This is a genomic window from Bacillus sp. DNRA2 (assembly GCF_012843265.1).
In the GTDB taxonomy this organism is placed as follows: Bacteria; Bacillota; Bacilli; order Bacillales; family Cytobacillaceae; genus Bacillus_BU.
In genome coordinates, this window is sequence record NZ_JABAIT010000004.1 from 180,645 (window position 1) to 200,738 (window position 20,094).

Annotated in this window: 18 protein-coding genes; 15 read left to right on the top strand and 3 right to left on the bottom strand. The window is 39.0% G+C overall.

The features are described from left to right. Positions 1-321 precede the first annotated feature (321 nt). The 3 genes from HHO41_RS05790 to HHO41_RS05800 all read left to right on the top strand — a co-directional run bounded on the left by HHO41_RS05790 (position 322) and on the right by HHO41_RS05800 (position 5,138). Complete coding sequence (locus HHO41_RS05790; RefSeq protein WP_169096394.1) at positions 322-2,187, top strand: beta-glucoside-specific PTS transporter subunit IIABC; 1,866 nt, start codon at positions 322-324, stop codon at positions 2,185-2,187. A gap of 26 nt (positions 2,188-2,213) precedes the next feature. Next, entirely contained in the window at positions 2,214-3,647 is a 1,434-nt protein-coding gene (locus HHO41_RS05795; protein WP_169096396.1) for a glycoside hydrolase family 1 protein, read from the top strand. Between the two features lie 78 nt (positions 3,648-3,725). Continuing rightward, positions 3,726-5,138, top strand: a complete 1,413-nt coding sequence (locus HHO41_RS05800) for a glycoside hydrolase family 1 protein (protein WP_169096398.1) — start codon at positions 3,726-3,728, stop codon at positions 5,136-5,138. 123 nt (positions 5,139-5,261) lie between these two features. Here the strand turns inward: HHO41_RS05800 and HHO41_RS05805 are convergent, their stop codons facing one another. Both HHO41_RS05805 and HHO41_RS05810 read right to left on the bottom strand, forming a co-directional pair. Continuing rightward, a complete protein-coding gene (locus HHO41_RS05805) occupies positions 5,262-6,512 on the bottom strand; it encodes an erythromycin esterase family protein (protein ID WP_169096400.1) in 1,251 nt (416 codons plus the stop codon). A 183-nt stretch (positions 6,513-6,695) separates the two neighbouring features. Next, positions 6,696-7,127: a MarR family winged helix-turn-helix transcriptional regulator gene (locus HHO41_RS05810; RefSeq protein ID WP_169096402.1), complete on the bottom strand. Its 432-nt coding sequence runs from the start codon at positions 7,125-7,127 to the stop codon at positions 6,696-6,698. Between the two features lie 176 nt (positions 7,128-7,303). On the opposite strand from HHO41_RS05810, the gene HHO41_RS05815 reads away from it, so the two are divergent. From HHO41_RS05815 to rbsB, 9 genes are all read left to right on the top strand, one after another. Then, positions 7,304-8,815 (top strand): MDR family MFS transporter, encoded by a 1,512-nt coding sequence (locus HHO41_RS05815; RefSeq protein WP_248278377.1) that lies wholly within the window; start codon positions 7,304-7,306, stop codon positions 8,813-8,815. A 413-nt stretch (positions 8,816-9,228) separates the two neighbouring features. Continuing rightward, on the top strand, positions 9,229-10,281 hold the full coding sequence (locus HHO41_RS05820) for an inorganic phosphate transporter (RefSeq protein WP_169096404.1): 1,053 nt from the start codon (positions 9,229-9,231) through the stop codon (positions 10,279-10,281). 167 nt (positions 10,282-10,448) lie between these two features. Next, positions 10,449-10,898, top strand: coding sequence for a DUF3795 domain-containing protein (locus HHO41_RS05825; RefSeq protein ID WP_169096406.1), 450 nt, complete (start codon positions 10,449-10,451; stop codon positions 10,896-10,898). A 126-nt stretch (positions 10,899-11,024) separates the two neighbouring features. After that, positions 11,025-12,014, top strand: a complete 990-nt coding sequence (locus tag HHO41_RS05830; RefSeq protein ID WP_169096408.1) for a LacI family DNA-binding transcriptional regulator — start codon at positions 11,025-11,027, stop codon at positions 12,012-12,014. Further along, positions 12,007-12,885: a ribokinase gene (gene rbsK, locus HHO41_RS05835; protein ID WP_169096410.1), complete on the top strand. Its 879-nt coding sequence runs from the start codon at positions 12,007-12,009 to the stop codon at positions 12,883-12,885. Before HHO41_RS05830 ends, rbsK begins: the two co-directional genes overlap by 8 nt. Position 12,886: 1 nt before the next feature. Continuing rightward, positions 12,887-13,282 (top strand): D-ribose pyranase, encoded by a 396-nt coding sequence (gene rbsD, locus HHO41_RS05840; RefSeq protein WP_169096412.1) that lies wholly within the window; start codon positions 12,887-12,889, stop codon positions 13,280-13,282. Positions 13,283-13,300: 18 nt separating this feature from the next. Next, entirely contained in the window at positions 13,301-14,782 is a 1,482-nt protein-coding gene (locus tag HHO41_RS05845; RefSeq protein ID WP_169096414.1) for a sugar ABC transporter ATP-binding protein, read from the top strand. A gap of 1 nt (position 14,783) precedes the next feature. Beyond that, positions 14,784-15,755, top strand: coding sequence for a ribose ABC transporter permease RbsC (gene rbsC / locus HHO41_RS05850; RefSeq protein ID WP_169096416.1), 972 nt, complete (start codon positions 14,784-14,786; stop codon positions 15,753-15,755). 14 nt (positions 15,756-15,769) lie between these two features. Beyond that, complete coding sequence (gene rbsB, locus HHO41_RS05855; RefSeq protein WP_169096418.1) at positions 15,770-16,687, top strand: ribose ABC transporter substrate-binding protein RbsB; 918 nt, start codon at positions 15,770-15,772, stop codon at positions 16,685-16,687. A gap of 155 nt (positions 16,688-16,842) precedes the next feature. On the opposite strand, the gene HHO41_RS05860 is transcribed toward rbsB, so the two are convergent. Then, positions 16,843-17,058 carry a hypothetical protein gene (locus HHO41_RS05860; protein WP_169096420.1) on the bottom strand — a complete coding sequence of 72 codons (216 nt, stop codon included), beginning with the start codon at positions 17,056-17,058 and terminating at the stop codon, positions 16,843-16,845. Between the two features lie 299 nt (positions 17,059-17,357). On the opposite strand from HHO41_RS05860, the gene yfcE reads away from it, so the two are divergent. The 3 genes from yfcE (at position 17,358) to HHO41_RS05875 (ending at position 19,983) form a co-directional block, all read left to right on the top strand. Next, complete coding sequence (yfcE, locus tag HHO41_RS05865; protein ID WP_169096480.1) at positions 17,358-17,900, top strand: phosphodiesterase; 543 nt, start codon at positions 17,358-17,360, stop codon at positions 17,898-17,900. 185 nt (positions 17,901-18,085) lie between these two features. Further along, positions 18,086-18,574 carry a YehS family protein gene (locus HHO41_RS05870; protein WP_169096422.1) on the top strand — a complete coding sequence of 163 codons (489 nt, stop codon included), beginning with the start codon at positions 18,086-18,088 and terminating at the stop codon, positions 18,572-18,574. Positions 18,575-18,816: 242 nt separating this feature from the next. Continuing rightward, positions 18,817-19,983, top strand: coding sequence for a GGDEF domain-containing protein (locus HHO41_RS05875; RefSeq protein ID WP_169096424.1), 1,167 nt, complete (start codon positions 18,817-18,819; stop codon positions 19,981-19,983). The last annotated feature ends 111 nt before the right edge of the window (positions 19,984-20,094 follow it).

Genomic DNA, 20,094 nt, shown 5'->3' on the forward strand with positions numbered 1-20,094 from the left:
GAAAGCGCATGCTAATATGATTTTACAAATTAATATTAATTTATTAGGATTGTTACTGATTAAGCAGGCAAAACCTAAATTGTAGTACCAAACTTCTTTTATGTGTTTGGTTTACAATTTAGGTTTTTTTATTTCTTACATTGAATTACAGTTGTAGGTGGTGGCCAACACTTACAAGTGGTTATGTAAAATTTCATATTTTTAACAGGATTGTTACTGGTAAAGCAGGCAAAACCTGAGGAAGATGAATGGGTATTTTTACACCGTATCCATGTCTTGTTCCTCAGGTTATTTTTTTACAAAAAATCAGGAGGTATCACCATGGACTACAAAAAAACAGCAATAAGTATTCTTGAATTAGTCGGTGGAGAAGAAAACGTTCAAAATGTTATTCATTGTATGACCAGATTACGCTTTAATTTACATGATAAAAGCAAGGTAGACCGCAAACGTTTAGAAAAGGTTCCTGGCATCATGGGAACAAATGTAAGCGGTGACCAGTTCCAAATCATTGTCGGAAATGATGTTCCAAAAGTATATAACGCTATTTTAGAAAACAGCTCAATTAAAGTCGATAGCAAGTCCAAGCAATCTGGGAAAAAACAAAATCCAATCAATGCCATGTTCGATGTCATTTCCGGTGCGTTCACACCACTTCTCCCTGCGATTGCTGGTGCCGGTATGATCAAAGGGATTCTAGCAATCGCAATTGCTTTCGGATGGACAACGAGTACGAGCCAATTATATACCATCTTAAATGCTATTGGTGACGGAGCCTTTTACTTCTTGCCGATTCTTTTAGCAGTAAGTGCAGCAAGAAAATTTGGCAGCAACATTTATGTAGCAGGTGCTATAGCTGCAGCCCTCCTGCACCCAACCTTAACAGCTTTATTAAGTGCTGGTGAACCGATTCATTTCTTAGGTATTCCAGTTACCGCGGTTACTTATTCTTCAACCGTTATTCCTATTTTATTAGCAATTTGGATTGCTTCTTATGTTGAAAAATGGGTGGATCGTATTATACCTGACATGTTTAAACTAATTTTAGTACCAACGATTACTATCTTAATCATTGTACCCGTTACATTAATTGCAGTTGGTCCACTTGGTTCTATTATCGGAAATTGGCTTTCTGTAGCGATTGAGGCATTATTCAAATACGGATGGATTTTTGCAGGTTTAATCTTGGGAGGTACTTTCTCATTAATCATTATGACAGGAATGCACTATGCATTTACCCCAATTGTCATGAACAATCTTGCAACTAAAGGATATGACTTTATCTTACCGGCTATGTTTGCGGCAAACATGGGGCAAGCAGGAGCGGCATTTGCAGTGTCTTTACGTTCAAAAAATTTATCATTTAAATCTTTAGCAATGACAACTAGTATAACTGCACTTATGGGTATTACAGAACCAGCGATGTATGGAGTTAACATGCGCCTAAAGAAGCCATTTATTGGTGGATTAATTGGTGGTGCTGTCGGTGGAGCATACTATAGTGCTGTTGGAGTAAAATATTTCATTCTTGGCGGTAATGTTGGTTTACCAGGTGTTACTTCTTTTATCGGCTCAACATTTTTATTAGCTATTATTGGATTGCCAATTGCCTTTGTGGCAGCTGCCATCGCTACTTTTATCCTAGGATTTAAGGATTTAGAGAGTGAAGAAGGCCAAGATTCTGAAACTGCAGAAGGAACAACTACAACTGATACTAAGTCTGAATTAGTAGTAGCGGCAGAAAAGGTATTCAGCCCAATAAAAGGTGAAGTGAAGGCTTTAAGTGAAGTAAATGATCCAACGTTCTCTACAGAAATTATGGGTAAAGGTTTAGCAATCATGCCTCAAGAAGGTAAAGTGGTTTCACCTGTTACTGGAAGAGTAACGACTATTTTTAAAACGAAGCATGCAATTGGTATTACAAGCGATAATGGTGCTGAAATCCTAATCCATGTTGGATTGGAAACAGTAAGACTCGAAGGTAAACATTTCACAGCATATGTGAAGGATGGCGATTTTGTTGATGTGGGTCAAACTCTTGTGACATTTGATATGGATGCCATTAAAGCAGAAGGGTATGACTTAATAACCCCAGTTATCATTACAAATCCTGATCGCTATCAGATTATTAAACCAGTAAAAAAAGGAGACATTAACGCAAGTGAAGCATTCTTAGCATTACAGTAATGAAAATAAACTAGAGGTGGATAATTATGAATCGTAAATTTCCAGAAGGTTTTTTATGGGGCGGAGCAACCGCTGCAAACCAATTAGAAGGAGCTTATCAAGAAGGGGGAAAAGGATTAAATCTTGCCGATGTGCTTCCAGGCGGAAAAGTTCGGTTAGAAATTCTTATGAAACCCGGTTTTAATTATGAGATAGACCAAAGTAAGTACCATTATCCAAACCACGAAGGTATTGATTTTTACCATCGTTATAAGGAAGATATTGCTCTTTTTAAAGAAATGGGTTTTAAGGTATTCCGTATGTCGATTGCTTGGTCACGTATTTTCCCAAGAGGGGACGAAGAAACTCCCAATGAGGATGGGTTAGCTTTTTATGACCGTGTATTTGATGAGTTGCTCAAAAATGGCATTGAACCAGTCGTAACAATTTCGCATTATGAAACACCTTTACATCTTATTAAAGAATATGGTGCTTGGAAAAATCGAAAACTCATTGGATTTTTTGAGCGATATGTAAGAACCATTTTTAATCGCTATAAAAATAAAGTGAAGTATTGGATGACGTTTAATGAAATTAATGGAGCGACCCACTTTCCACTTTTTGGTTTGGGCTTTTCAGCTTCAAGCGAAGAAGCTCGTTTACAAGAAAGTTTCCAAGGACTTCATCATCAATTTGTGGCGAGTGCTTTAGCTGTAAAAATAGGACACGAAATCATTCCGGGGTCTCAAATTGGATGTATGCTTATTTATGCACCAGTGTATTCCTTCGATAGCAACCCAGAAAATGTTATGCATACGATAAGAGAAGAGCAAATCTTTAATTACTATTGTGGAGATGTCCAAGTTCGTGGTGAATATCCTGCTTTTGCCGAGCGTTACTTTAAGGAAAATGGTATTCAATTAGACATTCAAGACGGTGATTTGGACATTATTAAAGAAGGTACAGTAGATTATATTGGCTTTAGTTACTACATGTCTCGTACTGAAAAGAAAGTAAAAACTCAAGAAGAAAGTACTGCTGGTAATATTATCGGTGGGGTGAAAAATCCATTCCTTAAAGCAAGTGATTGGGGTTGGGAAATTGATCCAGAAGGACTTCGAATCTCATTAAACAAACTATATGACCGCTATCGAATACCTTTATTTATTGTGGAAAATGGACTAGGAGCAAAGGATCAAGTAGAAGCAGATGGCTCCATCAACGATGATTATCGCATTGATTATTTGAGAGACCATATTCAAGCGATGGCAGAAGCGATTGAAGATGGTGTTGACTTAATCGGATATACACCTTGGGGATGTATCGACCTAGTAAGTGCCTCTTCGGGTGAAATGTCTAAACGCTATGGATTTATTTATGTGGACAAGCATGATGATGGCAGTGGTTCATTAGAACGCAGCAGAAAAAAATCTTTCTACTGGTTTAAAGATGTTATTGCCTCTAATGGTGAACAGCTTTAACACTAATGTATGCCGGTTAGCCGTTAATGGCTTCCGGCATTTCTTTTGAAAAAATAATTCTAGTGGAGGTTCCAAAATATGAAACACAATCAACTTAAACCATTCCCAGCGGAATTTTTCTGGGGAGGTTCAACATCAGCTTACCAGATTGAAGGAGCTTGGAATGAAGATGGGAAGGGCCCATCTGTTATCGATATGGCGAAACATCCTGAAGGAACTACTGATTTTAAGGTAGCAAGCGACCATTACCATCACTACAAAGAAGATATTGCTTTATTAGCCGAAATGGGTTTCAAAGCTTATCGCTTTTCAATTGCTTGGACAAGAATTTTCCCAAATGGTACAGGAGAAGTGAACCAGAAGGGAATCGAATTTTACAATAACTTGATTAATGAAATCATCTCCCATGGAATTGAACCAATTGTGACAATGTATCATTTTGATTTGCCATATGCACTTCAGCAAAAAGGCGGATGGTCAAAACGGGAAACGATTGATGCATTTGAAGTCTATGCCAAAACGTTGTTTGAAAACTTCGGTGATCGCGTGAACTATTGGTTAACAATAAATGAACAAAATATGATGATTTTACACGGTGATGCGATTGGAACCGTTGATCCTAATCTAGAAAACCCAAAGAAGGAGCTATATCAACAAAATCATCACATGCTTGTTGCACAAGCGAAAGCGATGAATATGTGTCATCAAATGCTTCCAAATGCAAAAATTGGGCCTGCACCGAATATAGTATCCATTTATCCAGCTAGCTCCAAGCCAGAGGATATTATGGCAGCCCACAATTATTCCGCCATTCGCAATTGGCTGTATTTAGACATGGCTGTTTTTGGTCGCTATAATAGCACTGCTTGGAATTATTTTGAGGAAAAAGGTTATGTCCCAACAATTCTTGAAGGTGATATGGAAGTTCTAGCAAGTGCAAAACCCGATTTTATTGCTTTCAATTACTATACTTCACAAACCGTTGCGGCAAGTGAAGGAGATGGTTCCGATGTCAATCATACCGGAGACCAGCATATCACCATCGGGGAGTCTGGTATCTATAAAGGTGCAACTAATCCTAATCTAAAAAAGAATGAATTTGGCTGGGAAATTGACCCTGTTGGTTTTAGAAATACATTAAGAGAAATCTATGACCGTTATAACCTTCCGCTTATTATTACAGAAAATGGTTTAGGAGCTTTTGATAAGTTAGATGAAGGTAATGTGGTAAATGACCCTTACCGGATAGATTTCTTAAGGGAACATATTGAGCAGATGCAGCTTGCCATCACAGATGGTGTTGAGGTGTTTGGTTTTTGCCCATGGTCAGCAATAGACTTAATCAGTACACATCAAGGATGTAGCAAGCGCTATGGGTTTATTTTTGTAAATCGTGATGAATTTGATGTAAAAGATTTACGCCGTATTCGCAAGCAAAGTTTTTATTGGTATAAAGAGCTGATTGCTACGAACGGAGAGAAATTAAAATAATCTATTAAAAGAGTTTGTCCAAGAGAAGGGCAAACTCTGTTTTGATAGTCTTGGATCATTGAAAATTATCACCAGAATCTCATTTATTGTTACATACACTCTATTCTTATGAAGTGCATCTTTCTAAAAAGGTGCTATCGGGTGGGATGCGGTAGTGTCATGAATCATGATTAGAATGTCATATGTGAGGCGTAGTGGTATTTCTATGATTTCATCTTCTACTGTGGCTTCAGTCGCCACTGCTAGGATATTTCGAACCTGGTGGTCCTGGTTGAGCCAGGCGCGTGCAGGATTGTTCACGGTGCGCATGTCAAGCATGTAATTGGGGAATTGCACCCGACCGAGTACCTTTTCGGCATTTTCCGGCGGGGGAGGGCCGACAGTGAACTTCGTCAAATCTCCAGTGTTTTCATCGATAGCGATGAATGAACCTTGGTAGAAGAAGAGGCCGAGATTCACATAGCCAGGGCCAAGGATTTGCTGCAGCCAGGTTCCTTGCGTCTTGTAATCCTCGGGGTTATGGCCAATGTGGGCGTTGTGGGCAGATATAAGGGTTTTGCTGTTCTTGTGGCGATACCACCAGATGGTGTTTTCGGCCATTGCCTGATCACGGGGTATCCAGTATTCTTCGGTTGCGTGTGTCCTGGCGATCCAGACGACTACAGTTGCCTGTTGTTCGGCCCAGTCCGCCTCCTCCGGGTCAGCACCCCGGCGCAATCTCTTCACTAGTCGCAGGGCCTCTTCCGCCTGGCGCTGCACTTGTTGGCGCTCCCTTTCGGGACGGGCGTCGTAGCTACGCTGCCATGTGCTGAAGTCCGTGGTGGGTATCAGACCATCGTACAAGTCCCTGAGTTTTGGTACCAGTTCCGAGTGGCCGCGTTCCTGGACGTAGTTGAAGATGTCATCAAAGATCCGGATGTGAGGGAAATATACGTCATTTCCCATGAACTGCAATTGCCTGCATTGCGGATACTTCTTGTTGTACTGGCGCATCCACTCGATAAGTTCCAAATATTCTTCGGTGGCGAACAGTCGATAATTCCGGAGAAATTCTTGCTGCATGATTTCGACGGGGTTTCCCTTGCCATATAGGACGTAGTCGTTGAGCTGAAGGCCTGTACCCCAGTTTAGCTCTAACATGAATGTGGTGAACCCTTTTTCTTCAACCAAGTACTTGAAGAACCGGTGTTTGAGGGTAAAGAACTCGTGCGTACCATGAGTCCCCTCACCCATGCCAACCACAGGGGCGTTTCCAATCATCCTGTCAAGCGGGTACAAATCACGTAGGCTGCCGTACGGTTCGGTGGACAGCAACGGATATGCGCTACGGTTGAGAGTGCGGACTACGGAATCATTATTTGGTTTATTATACATATTGATAGCTCCTTTCAAGATTTCAACATATTTTATGTTTTAGTACACAGAATGTACTATATTTAATAGAAAATGTACTTTAGCTTATAGATGCGATGTACTTTGGCACAACAAAAGAAGGCAACTAACCCTCATGGGCGTTGCCTTCATACGTTTCTTGCAATTATTTAGAGTTTATAAAAATTAGTCTTCCTTCAAATGATCAACAAGACGACCTAATAATTCACTTAAAATCAACAGTTCTTGCTCATTGTAAATATGATAAGATTTGCTATTAAATTCATTTCGTGATGAACTTAATTGTTCGTAAACTCGTTGTCCCGTTTCGGTCATTTTCACCCGTGTGCGTCGTTTATCTTCAGGGTCTGTAAATAACGCAACTAGATTTGCCTGCTGCATGCGATTAATCATTCCGGTCATATTTTGTTTTGTTACTAGTGTTTCCTCTTTTAATTCTCCAATTGATATATCTCCCTTATTTATAATGGTTCTTAAAATAACCCATTGTTGTATGCTATTAAGGCCGACATCGGCGACCATTTTTGCTCCATATCTGCTAAAAAGATTTGATATCCTTAGGAAATCTAAAGTTATATTCGTTTTTAAACTTTCCATCATAACCTCCTGGTCTGGAAAAGAATTTCAATAGTTATTTGTTTATTGTAATAAGGTAAATATTATTAGTCAACTTATTGACTAATTGTGGATGAGAGATTAAACTAGTTTAGTCAATAACTTGACTAATTGAGAGGGTCAAATTATGTAGACTTTTATTATAGGAGATGAATAGGATGCCAAAAACAACTACGAATCGCAAGATGGTAACCATCGCTATGCTGGTTGCTATCCTATTAGTTGCTATAGATGTCACAGTTGTAAGTACCGCAATGCCGCAGATTGTTAGCGACCTCAGCGGTTTAAAATTAATCAGCTGGGTATTTGCAATCTACACACTTACTACTTCCGTAACAACACCGATTTACGGAAAATTAGCAGATTTATTCGGTCGAAAGAAAGTCTTTATTTTTGGGGTTATATTATTCGTCCTTGGTTCGATGCTTTCTGGAGCAGCACAGACGATGACTCAATTAATCTGGTTCCGTGCCTTTCAAGGAATTGGAGCAGGAGCAGTAATGCCGCTCACCTTTACGATTATTGGCGATCTCTACCCTGGAGAACAGCGGGCAAAGATGCAGGGAGTATTTAGTTCAGTCTGGGGAATTGCAGGCCTCCTTGGCCCATTAGTAGGCGGTTTCTTTGTGGACCAAATCAGTTGGCGCTGGATTTTTTATATTAATTTGCCGGTTGGGATAGTTTCTCTTTTGTTAATCACGATCTTTTTCCATGAAACGGTTGAATTGACCAAGGGTCGTAAAATTGATTATCTTGGTGCGATTACTTTTACAATTGGAATTTCAACTCTTTTATATGCGCTTCTTAATGCTGGTCCAGGGCAGACGTATGCATGGAATTCGTTGCCGATTTATACATTATTGGCTGTTTCAGTTCTCTTTTTAGTGTTGTTTGGCTATGTTGAAACAAAAGTTGAGGAACCAATGCTTCCGCCATCATTATTCCGAATTCCCGTGATTCTAGTTTCAAATTTAATGGGTTTTCTAGCAAGTGCGGTTTTAATTGGGGTTAATGTTTATTTGCCGATGTGGATTCAAACCATTCTAGGTCATAGTGCGACGAGTTCAGGATTTACGTTAATGCCAATGTCGATCGCCTGGCCTTTGGGTGCGACAATTGCCGGACGTTATATGTATAAAATTGGCTCTAAATTTACAGCAATTATTGGGGCAGTTTTGATTACCCTCGGTGGAACATGGTTACTTGCCGTTGAGCTTGGCTCTCCGTACTGGTATTTTGTTGGAATTATGATTGTGGTTGGTCTTGGGATGGGCTATGCCATGACTCCAACAACCGTTCTTGTTCAATCAGCGGTTGGTTGGCAGATGCGTGGAGCGGCAACCGCTTCAAACTCATTTACTAGGTCAATTGGACAAACGATTGGGGTCGCTGTTTTTGGAACGATTTTTAACAATTCATTGATTTCTTTTGGAAAAGAACATGCGAAAGGTACTTTGGGTAGCGGCAATATTAGTAATCTCATAGGCTCGGACTCGTTTAATAATCTTCCTGCCGCTGCAATGGATATGATCCGTGAGGCAATGGCTAATGGTATGCACCTAGTGTTTATTCTCGTATTCTTTATCGCGATAGCAAATCTGTTGATGACACTATTTCTTCCTTCACACAAGAAGGTAATGGAACAGCAAAAGCAGGTTCAACATTCATAACAGAAATTGCTATTTTCAATGAATATGAGTAAGAATGAAAGAAAAAAGCTGCCAGTGCTGGCAGCTTTTTTGCTAGACAGTATTAAACAATACTGTTGTTTTCACTGTGTTTGAAAGGTTATAAGTATATTCCCACAATTTCGAATGTTTAACAGAAATTTCACAAGGATTATTGAGATTAATAGCGAAATTTGAAAGTGAAAGTCATTTTTTGATGTGGATTGTTTGAAAATTCTAATTCTTAAGGGCAATTATAAATGGATATTTAATAGAGTTCTTTTGATCGACACGGTATGGCAGACAGAATCAAGATTCCGGAAGGATTGAAAATTTTACCGAAGGAAGAAGATGATGATGATGCTTGAAATTCGATCGGCACTAAGAAAATGGAGTTTGCAGGGAAGTCAGAGCTTATGGAAATAACAATCGTGGATTTTATTTCTGAATTGAGTGTTTATCCGGCTTTAATCATCACAACTGTACTGACCTTAGGTGTGATTATTGTTAATGGGTGGACAGATGCTCCCAACGCAATCGCCACCTGTGTTTCCACGCGTGCAATGAAGCCGGGATCGGCAATTCTCATGGCAGCAGTGTTTAACCTGTTTGGTGTAATTGCTATGACAATTGTTAATCAAAAGGTGGCTGAGACCATTTACAATATGGTTGATTTCCGCGGTAATGTAAATGATGCATTAGTCGCGTTATGTGCGGCAATGACAGCAATTGTGCTCTGGGCAGTTTTAGCGTGGATATTTGGTATTCCAACAAGTGAGAGCCATGCATTAATTGCCGGGCTTTCCGGAGCAGCTATCGCTTTACAGGGAGGATTCTCTGGAATTAATGGCAGTGAGTGGGTCAAGGTTCTCTACGGATTAGTTCTTTCCACCGTCCTTGGATTTGTGATGGGATTTGTAGTGGTAAAGTTTGTTGAACTAGTATGTAGAGGAATAAATCGTCACAAAACAAGCGGCTTTTTTGAAAAAGCCCAAATTATGTCAGCAGCAGGAATGGCTTTTATGCATGGTGCACAGGATGGTCAAAAATTCATTGGTGTATTCTTGCTTGGAATGTTTCTTGCGAAGGGCCAGGCGCAAACTGGCGAAGTGGTCATTCCGATATGGCTCATGGTACTTTGTGCTGCCGTTATGGGGATTGGAACATCAATTGGTGGATATCGCATTATCAAATCTGTAGGCATGGACATGGTCAAATTGAAGAAATACCAAGGTTTTTCTTCCGATTTTGCAGGGGGTATGTGTTTATTCCTTTCAACTATCAGCGGTATACCAGTCTCTACCACACATGTAAAAACCACCGCAATTATGGGCGTTGGAGCAGCAAAGAATATCAGGGATATCAATTTGGGAATTGTTCGTGAAATGGTATTAACCTGGGTTCTCACATTCCCATGCTGTGGTTTGGTCGGATACATGATCGCAAAGTTGTTTTTGTGGTTTTTTTAAAAAGGGAAATAGTGAAACTGAATAAAGTGGATAAATGAATAAAAGGGTGCAGCTTGTTATTTCAGCTATTAAGGTTAGTGGGTTATTGAACGCTCATTTGATCCTTAAAAATTGATGGTGACAAGCTTTTTATATTGTGACAGTTATTGAACCGAGGTGACGAATAAATGGAAGAGAAACTAATTGCTCCATGCGGGATGAACTGCAGCATCTGTGTAAGTTTTTTAGCGAAAAAATATGACCTGAACAAAAAAGGTTTTAAGAAGACGTATTGCGCCGGCTGCCTAGATAGTGGTAGAAACTGTACCTTAAAAAAACATTGTGGGTTGCTTTGGAAAGGGCTCGTGCGGTTTTGTCATGAATGCGGCGTTTTTCCCTGCAGTCAACTGAAAGCTCTCGATAAGCGTTACCGCACCAAGTATCATATGAGCATGCTCGAAAACCTCGAATTTATCAAAGAACATGGCACCGAGAGTTTCTTGGTGCAGGAAGAGGAAAAGTGGTGCTGTCCTGAGTGCGGAGAGTTCATATGCTGCCATAACGGACTGTGCTTGAATTGCGACCTTGATAAGCTACGTAAGAATAAAAAGTTCCGCTGGGAAGAAGAAGATTTATAGAGATGGAAATCATATTTATAGAGGAAACCCCATAATGTTTGTTAATGGAAAATATTATAGTTGCATAATAAAAAAATATGTGATAATCTTTTTATGTAATCGGTTACATATTAGGGGTGAAACGAAATGGCTACTATACGAGATGTTGCAAAAAGAGCTGGAGTATCTGTAGCTACAGTTTCCAGAGCCTTAAATGATAATGGATATGTTCATGAAGAGACTAGAAAACTAATTAATCAAGCGATTCAGGAATTGAATTATCAACCAAATGAAGTGGCAAGATCATTATATAAGAAAAAATCAATGTTAATTGGTTTATTGCTTCCGGATATTCGAAATCCATTTTTTCCTGAGTTAGCACGTGGTGTTGAAGACACGATGCAGGAACATGGCCTTCGGCTGATTATTGGCAATGCGGATGAGAAACCGGAAAAAGAGATTGATTATATTCAAACGTTTAAACAAAATAATGTAATCGGTCTCATTACAGCAACGAATCAAACCGATACCAATCATTATGAAAATCTAACCTTCCCAGTCGTATTTCTTGACCGGATTTCCAAACAATATCCTTCTGTTTATGCAGATGGATTAACAGGTGGGAAATTGGCAGCAAAAGAAATCATCAGAAGGGGAAGCAAGCGGATTACGTTGCTTAGAGGGCCGATGGAATTAACTACAGCCCAAGACCGCTTTAAAGGGGCAATAGATGAGCTTTGTAATTCCAATGTTCATTTTAATGTAATGACCACTGCGTCGTTTACTTTTGCTGATGCTGAAAAAACGGCACAGGAACTATTTGAAAAGTTTCCTGAAACAGATGGAGTGATTGCCGGCAATGACCTTGGTGCTGCAGCCATTCTACATGAGGCATTAAGAAGAGGCATTTCCATTCCAGATGAACTGCAAATAATCGGATATGATGATATCCCCTTAAGCAGTTTGCTTTACCCGCCTTTGTCGACGATTAGACAGCCAGCGTATGATATGGGAAAAGAAGCTGCAAAACTATTAATTGCAATTATTAATAATGAGATTATTGAGCATAAAAATATTCAATTGCCTGTTACATTTATCGAAAGGCAATCGACTCGAAAGGTTGAGGACAATGGCTAAAATAACAGTAATCGGAAGTTCATCGATGGATTTAGTTGTTACCGCTCCCAAACGACCAAGTAAAGGTGAAACGATTTTGGGAGAATCATTTAAAACGGTGCCTGGTGGAAAAGGGGCAAACCAAGCTGTTGCTGCTGCTAGGTTGGGGGCAGAAGTCTATATGGTTGGCTGTGTAGGGGATGATGCATTCGGAACAGAAATACTGGAGAATTTCAAGAAAAATAATGTGTTAACGGCCTTTGTGGAACCGGTTACAGATATAGAAAGTGGTACAGCACATATTACCCTTGCTGAAGGTGATAATAGCATTATTGTGGTAAAAGGAGCAAATGATTATGTAACACCTGAATTTGTTGAAAAAGCTCTCGATGTTATTCAAGAATCTGATATTGTTCTTATTCAGCAGGAAATCCCTGAAGAAACAGTTGAATATGTCAGCGAGAAATGCCGACAATTCGGGGTACGACTCTTATTAAACCCCGCTCCTGCACGACCAATAAGCAAGGAAGTAATCGAAAAGGCAACCTATATTACACCAAATGAGCTGGAAGCATCAGTCCTTTTTGAAAATAAAGCATTGCACGAGACATTAAAAAAGTATCCAAATAAAGTATTTATCACTGAAGGCAAAAACGGAGTCCGCTTCCATAATGGCGAAAAAGAGGTAGTGGTTCCTTCCTATCCGGTTGAAGCTGTGGATACAACAGGTGCTGGAGATACTTTTAACGCAGCTTTCGCTGTTGCGCTTGCTGAGGGAAAAAGTTTTGAAGAGAGTGTTCAATTTGCCAATCGTGCCGCATCACTATCAGTCACCAAGTTTGGGGCACAGGGCGGAATGCCAACACGAGAAGCAGTAGAGGAGAGCATGTAGAATGAAACGCCATGGGATATTAAACAGTCATATTACTAAAGTCTTAGCAGATCTTGGTCATACAGATTTTATTGTCATCGCTGATGCGGGATTACCGATTCCAGATGGAGTTACCCGAATTGATTTAGCTCTTAAACCAGGATTGCCATCATTTAAAGCGGTTTTAGACGCAGTTTGTGACGATATGGTAGTCGAAAAGTGCATTGTGGCATCGGAAATAGAAGTTGGAAATCCTAATATAGAAAAATTTTTAAAAGAAAAATTTGTTGATATTGATATGGAACGGGTTACACACGAAAGTTTTAAGGAACTGACAAAAAAGGCTAAGGCCGTCATTCGTACTGGTGAAATTACACCATATGCGAACTGCATTTTACAATCAGGTGTGTTCTTTTAATAAATCGAGGTGAAAAAAATGCGAGTTTCGATGCAGAACATCTATAAAGCCTTTGGATCTAATCAAGTGTTAACGGGGGTTAATTTTGAATTGTTGGATGGAGAAGTCCACGCGTTAATGGGTGAAAATGGGGCTGGTAAATCAACGATGATGAATGTACTGACAGGACTTCATTCTCGCGATAAGGGCACCATTATGATTGATGGGAAAGAGACCTATTTTAAAAATCCGAAAGAAGCCGAGCAAAACGGTATTACGTTTATCCATCAAGAATTAAATGTTTGGCCAGATATGACGGTGTTAGAAAATCTATTTATCGGTAAAGAACTGAAAAGCTCACTTGGCCTACTTAAAATGAAGGAAATGAGGGCACTTGCAAAGAAACAGTTTGACCGATTAATGGTTACGATTCCTTTGGATAAAGAAGCTGGCAGCTGTTCAGTTGGAGAGCAGCAGATGATTGAGATTGCCAAGGCCTTGATGACGGATGCCAAGGTTATTATCATGGACGAGCCAACAGCAGCGTTGACCGAAAGAGAAATCAACAAGCTTTTTGAAATCATTACCTCATTGAAAAAAGAAGGGGTATCAATTGTTTATATTTCACACCGTATGGAAGAAATTTTTGCCATTTGTGATCGAATCACCGTTATGAGAGATGGTAAAACAGTAGATACGAAAGCCATTCGTGATACGAACTTTGATGAGGTCGTAAAGAAGATGGTAGGCCGCGAATTGACAGACAGATTCCCAAAACGTGACTCCAAGCCGGGTGAAATGGTACTTGATGTCAAAGGTTTATCAAAATGCGGAGTATTCCAGGATGTGAATTTTTCGGTCCGTTCAGGAGAAATTGTTGGTATTTCGGGACTAATGGGTGCTGGAAGAACGGAAATTATGCGGGCGATCTTTGGCCTCGATTCATTTGATAGTGGCGATATTTGGCTGAATGGAGAGAAACTCGCTATCAAAACACCTGACCAGGCTGTAAAGGCTGGAATTGGGTTTATCACGGAAGACCGTAAGGACGAAGGTTTAATTTTAGATTTCTCGATAAAGGATAATATCGTTTTGCCATCATTATTTAGCTTTGCGCCTAAGGGCATTATTAATCAAAATAGCGAAAATGATTTTGTTAACATGCTGATAAAACGCCTGACCGTAAAAACAGAATCTGCGGATATTGCTGTTGGAAATCTGTCAGGAGGAAATCAACAAAAAGTCGTGATAGCAAAATGGATTGGAATTAGTCCGAAAGTGCTCATCTTAGATGAACCAACAAGAGGGGTAGACGTCGGCGCAAAAAGGGAAATCTATCAGCTCATGAATGAACTGACGGATCGAGGCGTGGCAATCATTATGGTTTCATCCGAGTTACCGGAAGTTTTGGGAATGAGCGACCGAATTCTTGTTGTTCATGAAGGTAAAATTAGCGGCGAATTGATAAATAGTGAAGCAACTCAGGAAAAGATTATGACATTGGCAACGGGAGGTCAATGAGATGAATGCAACCAATGAAACTGCAAAAGCAGGCAAAGGGAATTTTTTAAATACAATGACACAAAAGCTGGGGCCTTTACTCGGACTTATCATCTTATTTGTTATTGTTTCAGTGTTAAACCCAAGTTTCTTAGAGCCTTTAAACATATTAAACCTTTTGCGACAAGTAGCTATTAATGCCCTGATTGCGTTTGGGATGACATTTGTTATTTTAACCGGAGGAATTGATCTATCAGTAGGGGCTATTCTTGCTCTATCAAGTGCTTTAACTGCGGGTATGATTGTGTCTGGCCTTGACCCAATCTTGGCGATTATCGTCGGCTGTTTATTAGGTGGAATCATGGGAATGGTTAATGGACTCATGATTACAAAAGGAAAAATGGCACCATTCATTGCAACATTGGCAACAATGACTGTTTTTAGAGGTTTGACTCTTGTTTATACAGATGGAAATCCAATTACTGGACTTGGTGATAACTATTTATTCCAACTATTTGGACGAGGATATTTTTTAGGAATACCGGTTCCTGCTATTACTATGATTATTATGTTTGTACTGTTGTATATTATTCTCCATAAAACACCATTTGGTCGGAAAACTTATGCAATTGGTGGTAACGAAAAAGCGGCAATCATTTCAGGTATTAAGGTGCCAAATGTTAAGGTAATGATTTATGGTCTATCCGGTTTACTAGCTGCCTTAGCAGGAGCCATTTTAACCTCACGATTGAATTCCGCCCAACCAACAGCGGGTACATCTTATGAATTGGATGCGATTGCTGCGGTAGTTTTAGGCGGGACAAGCTTATCCGGCGGGAAGGGCAGGATATTTGGAACACTAATTGGTGCCTTAATTATTGGTACGTTAAACAACGGCTTGAATCTTCTGGGTGTATCTTCATTTTATCAAATGGTAGTAAAAGGGATTGTTATTGCGATTGCTGTATTACTTGACCGGAAGAAATCGGCATAAGGAGCGAATTTTTTATGAAAAAATTAGCTGTATTATTCATATCACTGTCACTATTGTTTTTGGGTGCTTGTTCCATGCAGCCGCCTGAATGGGCAAAACCAGCGGAAAAAGACGATTTGAAAGATATTAAGATTGGCTTATCTGTTTCAACTTTAAATAATCCATTCTTCGTTTCGCTTAGAGATGGTGTTAAAAAGGAAGCAAAAGCCTTAGGAGTACAAATAAAAGTTGTCGATGCGCAAAACGACACCGCAAAGCAAATTAACGATGTTGAGGATTTAATTCAGCAGGGTGTCGACATCCTATTAATCAACCCTACTGATTCAGCAGCTATCTCCACAGCGGTTCAATCTGCAAACAACATTGGAATCCCAGTCGTTACGCTTGACCGTTCTGCTGAAAAAGGGAAAGTTGCAACGTTAGTGGCCTCAGATAACATTAAGGGTGGAGAAATGGCCGCAGAATACATTGTAAAGATGCTGGGCGAAAATGTCCAGGTAGCTGAACTTGAAGGTGTTCCAGGTGCTTCTGCAACACGTGAAAGAGGTAAGGGTTTCCATAATATCGCCGATAAGAAATTAAATGTGACAGCAAAACAATCTGCCGATTTCGATCGCACCAAGGGATTAACCGTGATGGAAAACCTGCTTCAATCAAACCCAGATATTAAGGCGGTTTTTGCTCATAATGATGAGATGGCATTGGGAGCAATTGAGGCCATCAATAGTTCGGGTAAAGATATCATGGTCATTGGTTTTGATGGAAATGATGATGCTTTAAATGCGATTAAAGCAGGAAAAATGGAAGCTACGGTTGCGCAGCAACCAGAGTTAATCGGTAAGCTTGCAGTAGACGCAGGCATCGACGTTCTTCAAGGAAAGAAAGTTGCAAAAAACATTCCTGCTCCACTTAAGTTAGTAGTAAAAGAATAAGCAAGATTTTTGGATTAACATCATTATTCATGAATATGAACCCTTTAAGCTTTTGGGCTTGAGGGGTTTATTTTGTTAGTGTATTTTGGTTAATGATTCTTTCTTCTCTTCTTCAAACAATCACATCTAAGTTGGAGCTGGTCCTTTCATCTACATCAATCTCCACCGCCACCTCCGTCGCAGCCACCGCTATCGGAGCTACCGTCACAGCTGCTATCAAACCAACTTCCACCAGAATCACTAGAAGACCACCAATTACTACTTTCAGAGCTGCTACTTTTTCTATTTTTACCTTTTACATTCCCTCTTGAAGAAGCATTAGTAGCAAACACAATTATAATAATAAAAATAATAAATAGAACTAAGCCCATTTCCATAGAACCTCCTTTGAAAAAACTATTATTATTTTCAAAAATGAAAGATATCATTAAGTCGAACTTTCTATCATAATAAAATTATACAATGAATTTTCCTTTTATTGTAAATAATTTGCGTAATTTTGTGATTTTTCATAAAAATACTATTCATATACAGTTAGGGGAAAATATTGTAGTACATGGATTTCCAATGAGCTAATATATTTAGTGATGGAGATAATGACAAAAATGATATTGTTAAATGAAAGATAGATAAAATACAGCATGAATCCAATAATGTGAGGTTGGTTGTGATGAAATTAGGTTTTATTAGTGATACACATGGTGGTTTTGAAAATACAGTACAAGCTTTGAGTCTGCTAGAGGGATCGGAGCACATTTATCACTTGGGCGATGTTTTATACCATGGACCGCGAAATGATCTTCCTAAAACATATAATCCGAAGAAATTAGCAGAAATTCTAAGGGGACGGACAGATATTCATTACGTCCGTGGAAATTGCGATGCAGATGTAGATGAAACTGTTACAGAACAAAATATTTCCCATAAATCCAGGATTGTTTCCTTCGATAATATAAAATTTTATCTTGTTCATGGGTATGAAGAGACGGAGGAGCAACGGATTGAAAAGGCTAAGGAGCTTGGCTGCCAGGTTGTTGTCTCAGGTCATACGCATGTTAAAGTGCTTGAGGAAAAACATGGGATAATTGTGTTAAATCCAGGCAGCACGACAATCCCGAAAGATGGCTCGAGCTCCTTTGCTGTTTATGAAAATGGCCAGATAGAACTTTGGGATATAGAAAGTAAATCGCAAATAAAAGTGTTGAAATTATAAGGAAGATTAGATGATACGTACCATGATGAAGAAGTCTATATCGATAATGGTATAGGCTTTTATCTGTGGGAATGTTAAACTTAGTTGTACAAAATTAGCTGGAGGAACTCCTTTGGATATTGTGATGACCTTTATGATTGTGTACAGCTAATTAAAAAACTAATAATAACCAGGATGAGGTTTAGATGACAAATAAAGATATTTTAATTAGATTAAGATATGCATTGGATATTAAAAATACTGATATGGTTGAGATTTTTAAACTGGGTGGCATTGAGCTAACGAAAGAGGAAGTCCTCCACATCCTAAAAAAAACAGATGACGAACTTGAGGATAATAAGAATGTCAATAACTCTACGTTAGAGTCATTTTTAAATGGTTTTATTATTTTTCATCGAGGAAAGCAGGAAACGAAGCCAGGCCAAACTGAAGGAAACGGACTCCCATCAAAAACAAACGAATGTGTTAATAATATGCTGATTAAGAAAGTAAAAATCGCACTTTCTCTTACAAGTGAAGATATTCTTGAAATTTTAAAATCAGCGGGAGTTACTGTAACAAAAGGAGAATTAAGTGCAATTTTGCGAAAAGTGGGACATAAGAATTATAAAGAATGTGGTGATCGTTACGCCCGAAATTTCTTAAAAGGTTTAACGATAAAATATCGAAGTTAATGTACCATCAGTGAATAAAGAGGCTGATCCTAATAAATCGTTTTTAGCGATTTTGGGGTCAGCCTTTTTCGTGTTTAGGGCCTACAAGAGTGGAAAAATCTAGTATCCTATATTTGCCAAATATCTAACTTTGAAGTAAGGAAGTTTTTGTAATATACTCATGTTGGGAGTAATTTTCTTTATTTTCCTAAAATAAAAACAATTCCAATACCTATAATTTGGGTCAGAAGCAGGTGATCCTGATGGATCTTATTAATCGTATTTTTCTAAAAGGTGATAAAGCACTCTATATGGAATTAAGCGCAATCAATATTAAGCGAATGATTTTCATGAGCCTAATAATGGGGTTGATTAATATTGCCCATATTATTGTATTTTGGCTTGATTTCCCGTCATCACCTAGGAATGTTGTTCAGTGGCATCAACTCATCATATTGATCCATGCATCGATGTTGGTAGTTAACGGGATTTTCTGTTTTGCATGCTTAATGATTGAAAAAAGACAAAGACAGAGAGATAAAATTGCCTTATTCGTCCAAGGGCTTTGTGTTTTTTTCAATCTTCTTTTTGGGATTTTTCTTTGTGTTAGTGATCAGCTCGTAACAACAAACATTAATCCGCTACTTGTGGCCTGTATCGGGGTTGGGGTTGTTGTGTTGATTCCCCCTGCAATTTCAGCGGTATTTTATCTTGTGACGTTTGTGTTATTTTATTATTTGGTAACATTGACACAGCACGTTCCTGACTTACTTGAACATGTAAGGGTGAATAGTGTTACTGCAACTGGGATGGGTTTCGGGGTTTCATGGATTCTTTGGAAAAATAATGTATTAAGAGCGAAGCAACAAAAAGTTATTGAAAACCAAAAGCGGGAGCTGGAGGAAAAGAATAAGTATCTTGAATACCTAGCAACCCGTGACCCACTAACAAAGCTGTATAATCGCGATTGCTTTAAAGAATTAGTGAATAAAGAAATTAACCGTACTAATCCCCAAAGTGAAGATGCTTGTATCGTTCTCTTGGATCTTGATTTTTTTAAAGATATCAATGATAACTTTGGGCATCCAGCTGGAGATATGGTAATTCAAGAAACAGCAAGAATTATAATTCATACTTTCAGGGATTCAGATATTACGGGGCGCCTAGGTGGAGAAGAATTTATTATTCTGCTCCCGCAAACAGATACTCAGGCTGGAAAAGAAATTGCCGAAAAGTTAAGAAAAAATATTGAAGATTATTCATTTCAGTTTGAGGGGCATCATATTAGCGTAACTGCCAGCAAAGGAATTGCGAGACTAAAAGATTCCTTTGAAATATGTTATCGAGAGGCTGACGAGGCTCTTTATGCTGCAAAGAAAAATGGTAGAAACTGTGTTGAGGTGTCGAGAAGGGCATTTATTAACATTTGAGGAAAATATCAATAGATGAGGGCGATGAAAACAAAAACCTGTTTTCATCGCCCTATTTATTCGACAAAATTCGGGTGGTGCCTGGCACCCTATGTTAAAATAGTAGTTGGA

Coding starts and splice junctions, on each gene's coding strand:
- HHO41_RS05790 (WP_169096394.1), top strand. CDS start 322: ATGGACTACAAAAAAACAGCAATAAGTATTCTTGAATTAGTCGGTGGA.
- HHO41_RS05795 (WP_169096396.1), top strand. CDS start 2,214: ATGAATCGTAAATTTCCAGAAGGTTTTTTATGGGGCGGAGCAACCGCT.
- HHO41_RS05800 (WP_169096398.1), top strand. CDS start 3,726: ATGAAACACAATCAACTTAAACCATTCCCAGCGGAATTTTTCTGGGGA.
- HHO41_RS05805 (WP_169096400.1), bottom strand. CDS start 6,512: ATGTATAATAAACCAAATAATGATTCCGTAGTCCGCACTCTCAACCGT.
- HHO41_RS05810 (WP_169096402.1), bottom strand. CDS start 7,127: ATGGAAAGTTTAAAAACGAATATAACTTTAGATTTCCTAAGGATATCA.
- HHO41_RS05815 (WP_248278377.1), top strand. CDS start 7,304: ATGCCAAAAACAACTACGAATCGCAAGATGGTAACCATCGCTATGCTG.
- HHO41_RS05820 (WP_169096404.1), top strand. CDS start 9,229: ATGGAAATAACAATCGTGGATTTTATTTCTGAATTGAGTGTTTATCCG.
- HHO41_RS05825 (WP_169096406.1), top strand. CDS start 10,449: ATGGAAGAGAAACTAATTGCTCCATGCGGGATGAACTGCAGCATCTGT.
- HHO41_RS05830 (WP_169096408.1), top strand. CDS start 11,025: ATGGCTACTATACGAGATGTTGCAAAAAGAGCTGGAGTATCTGTAGCT.
- rbsK (WP_169096410.1), top strand. CDS start 12,007: ATGGCTAAAATAACAGTAATCGGAAGTTCATCGATGGATTTAGTTGTT.
- rbsD (WP_169096412.1), top strand. CDS start 12,887: ATGAAACGCCATGGGATATTAAACAGTCATATTACTAAAGTCTTAGCA.
- HHO41_RS05845 (WP_169096414.1), top strand. CDS start 13,301: ATGCGAGTTTCGATGCAGAACATCTATAAAGCCTTTGGATCTAATCAA.
- rbsC (WP_169096416.1), top strand. CDS start 14,784: ATGAATGCAACCAATGAAACTGCAAAAGCAGGCAAAGGGAATTTTTTA.
- rbsB (WP_169096418.1), top strand. CDS start 15,770: ATGAAAAAATTAGCTGTATTATTCATATCACTGTCACTATTGTTTTTG.
- HHO41_RS05860 (WP_169096420.1), bottom strand. CDS start 17,058: ATGGGCTTAGTTCTATTTATTATTTTTATTATTATAATTGTGTTTGCT.
- yfcE (WP_169096480.1), top strand. CDS start 17,358: ATGAAATTAGGTTTTATTAGTGATACACATGGTGGTTTTGAAAATACA.
- HHO41_RS05870 (WP_169096422.1), top strand. CDS start 18,086: ATGACAAATAAAGATATTTTAATTAGATTAAGATATGCATTGGATATT.
- HHO41_RS05875 (WP_169096424.1), top strand. CDS start 18,817: ATGGATCTTATTAATCGTATTTTTCTAAAAGGTGATAAAGCACTCTAT.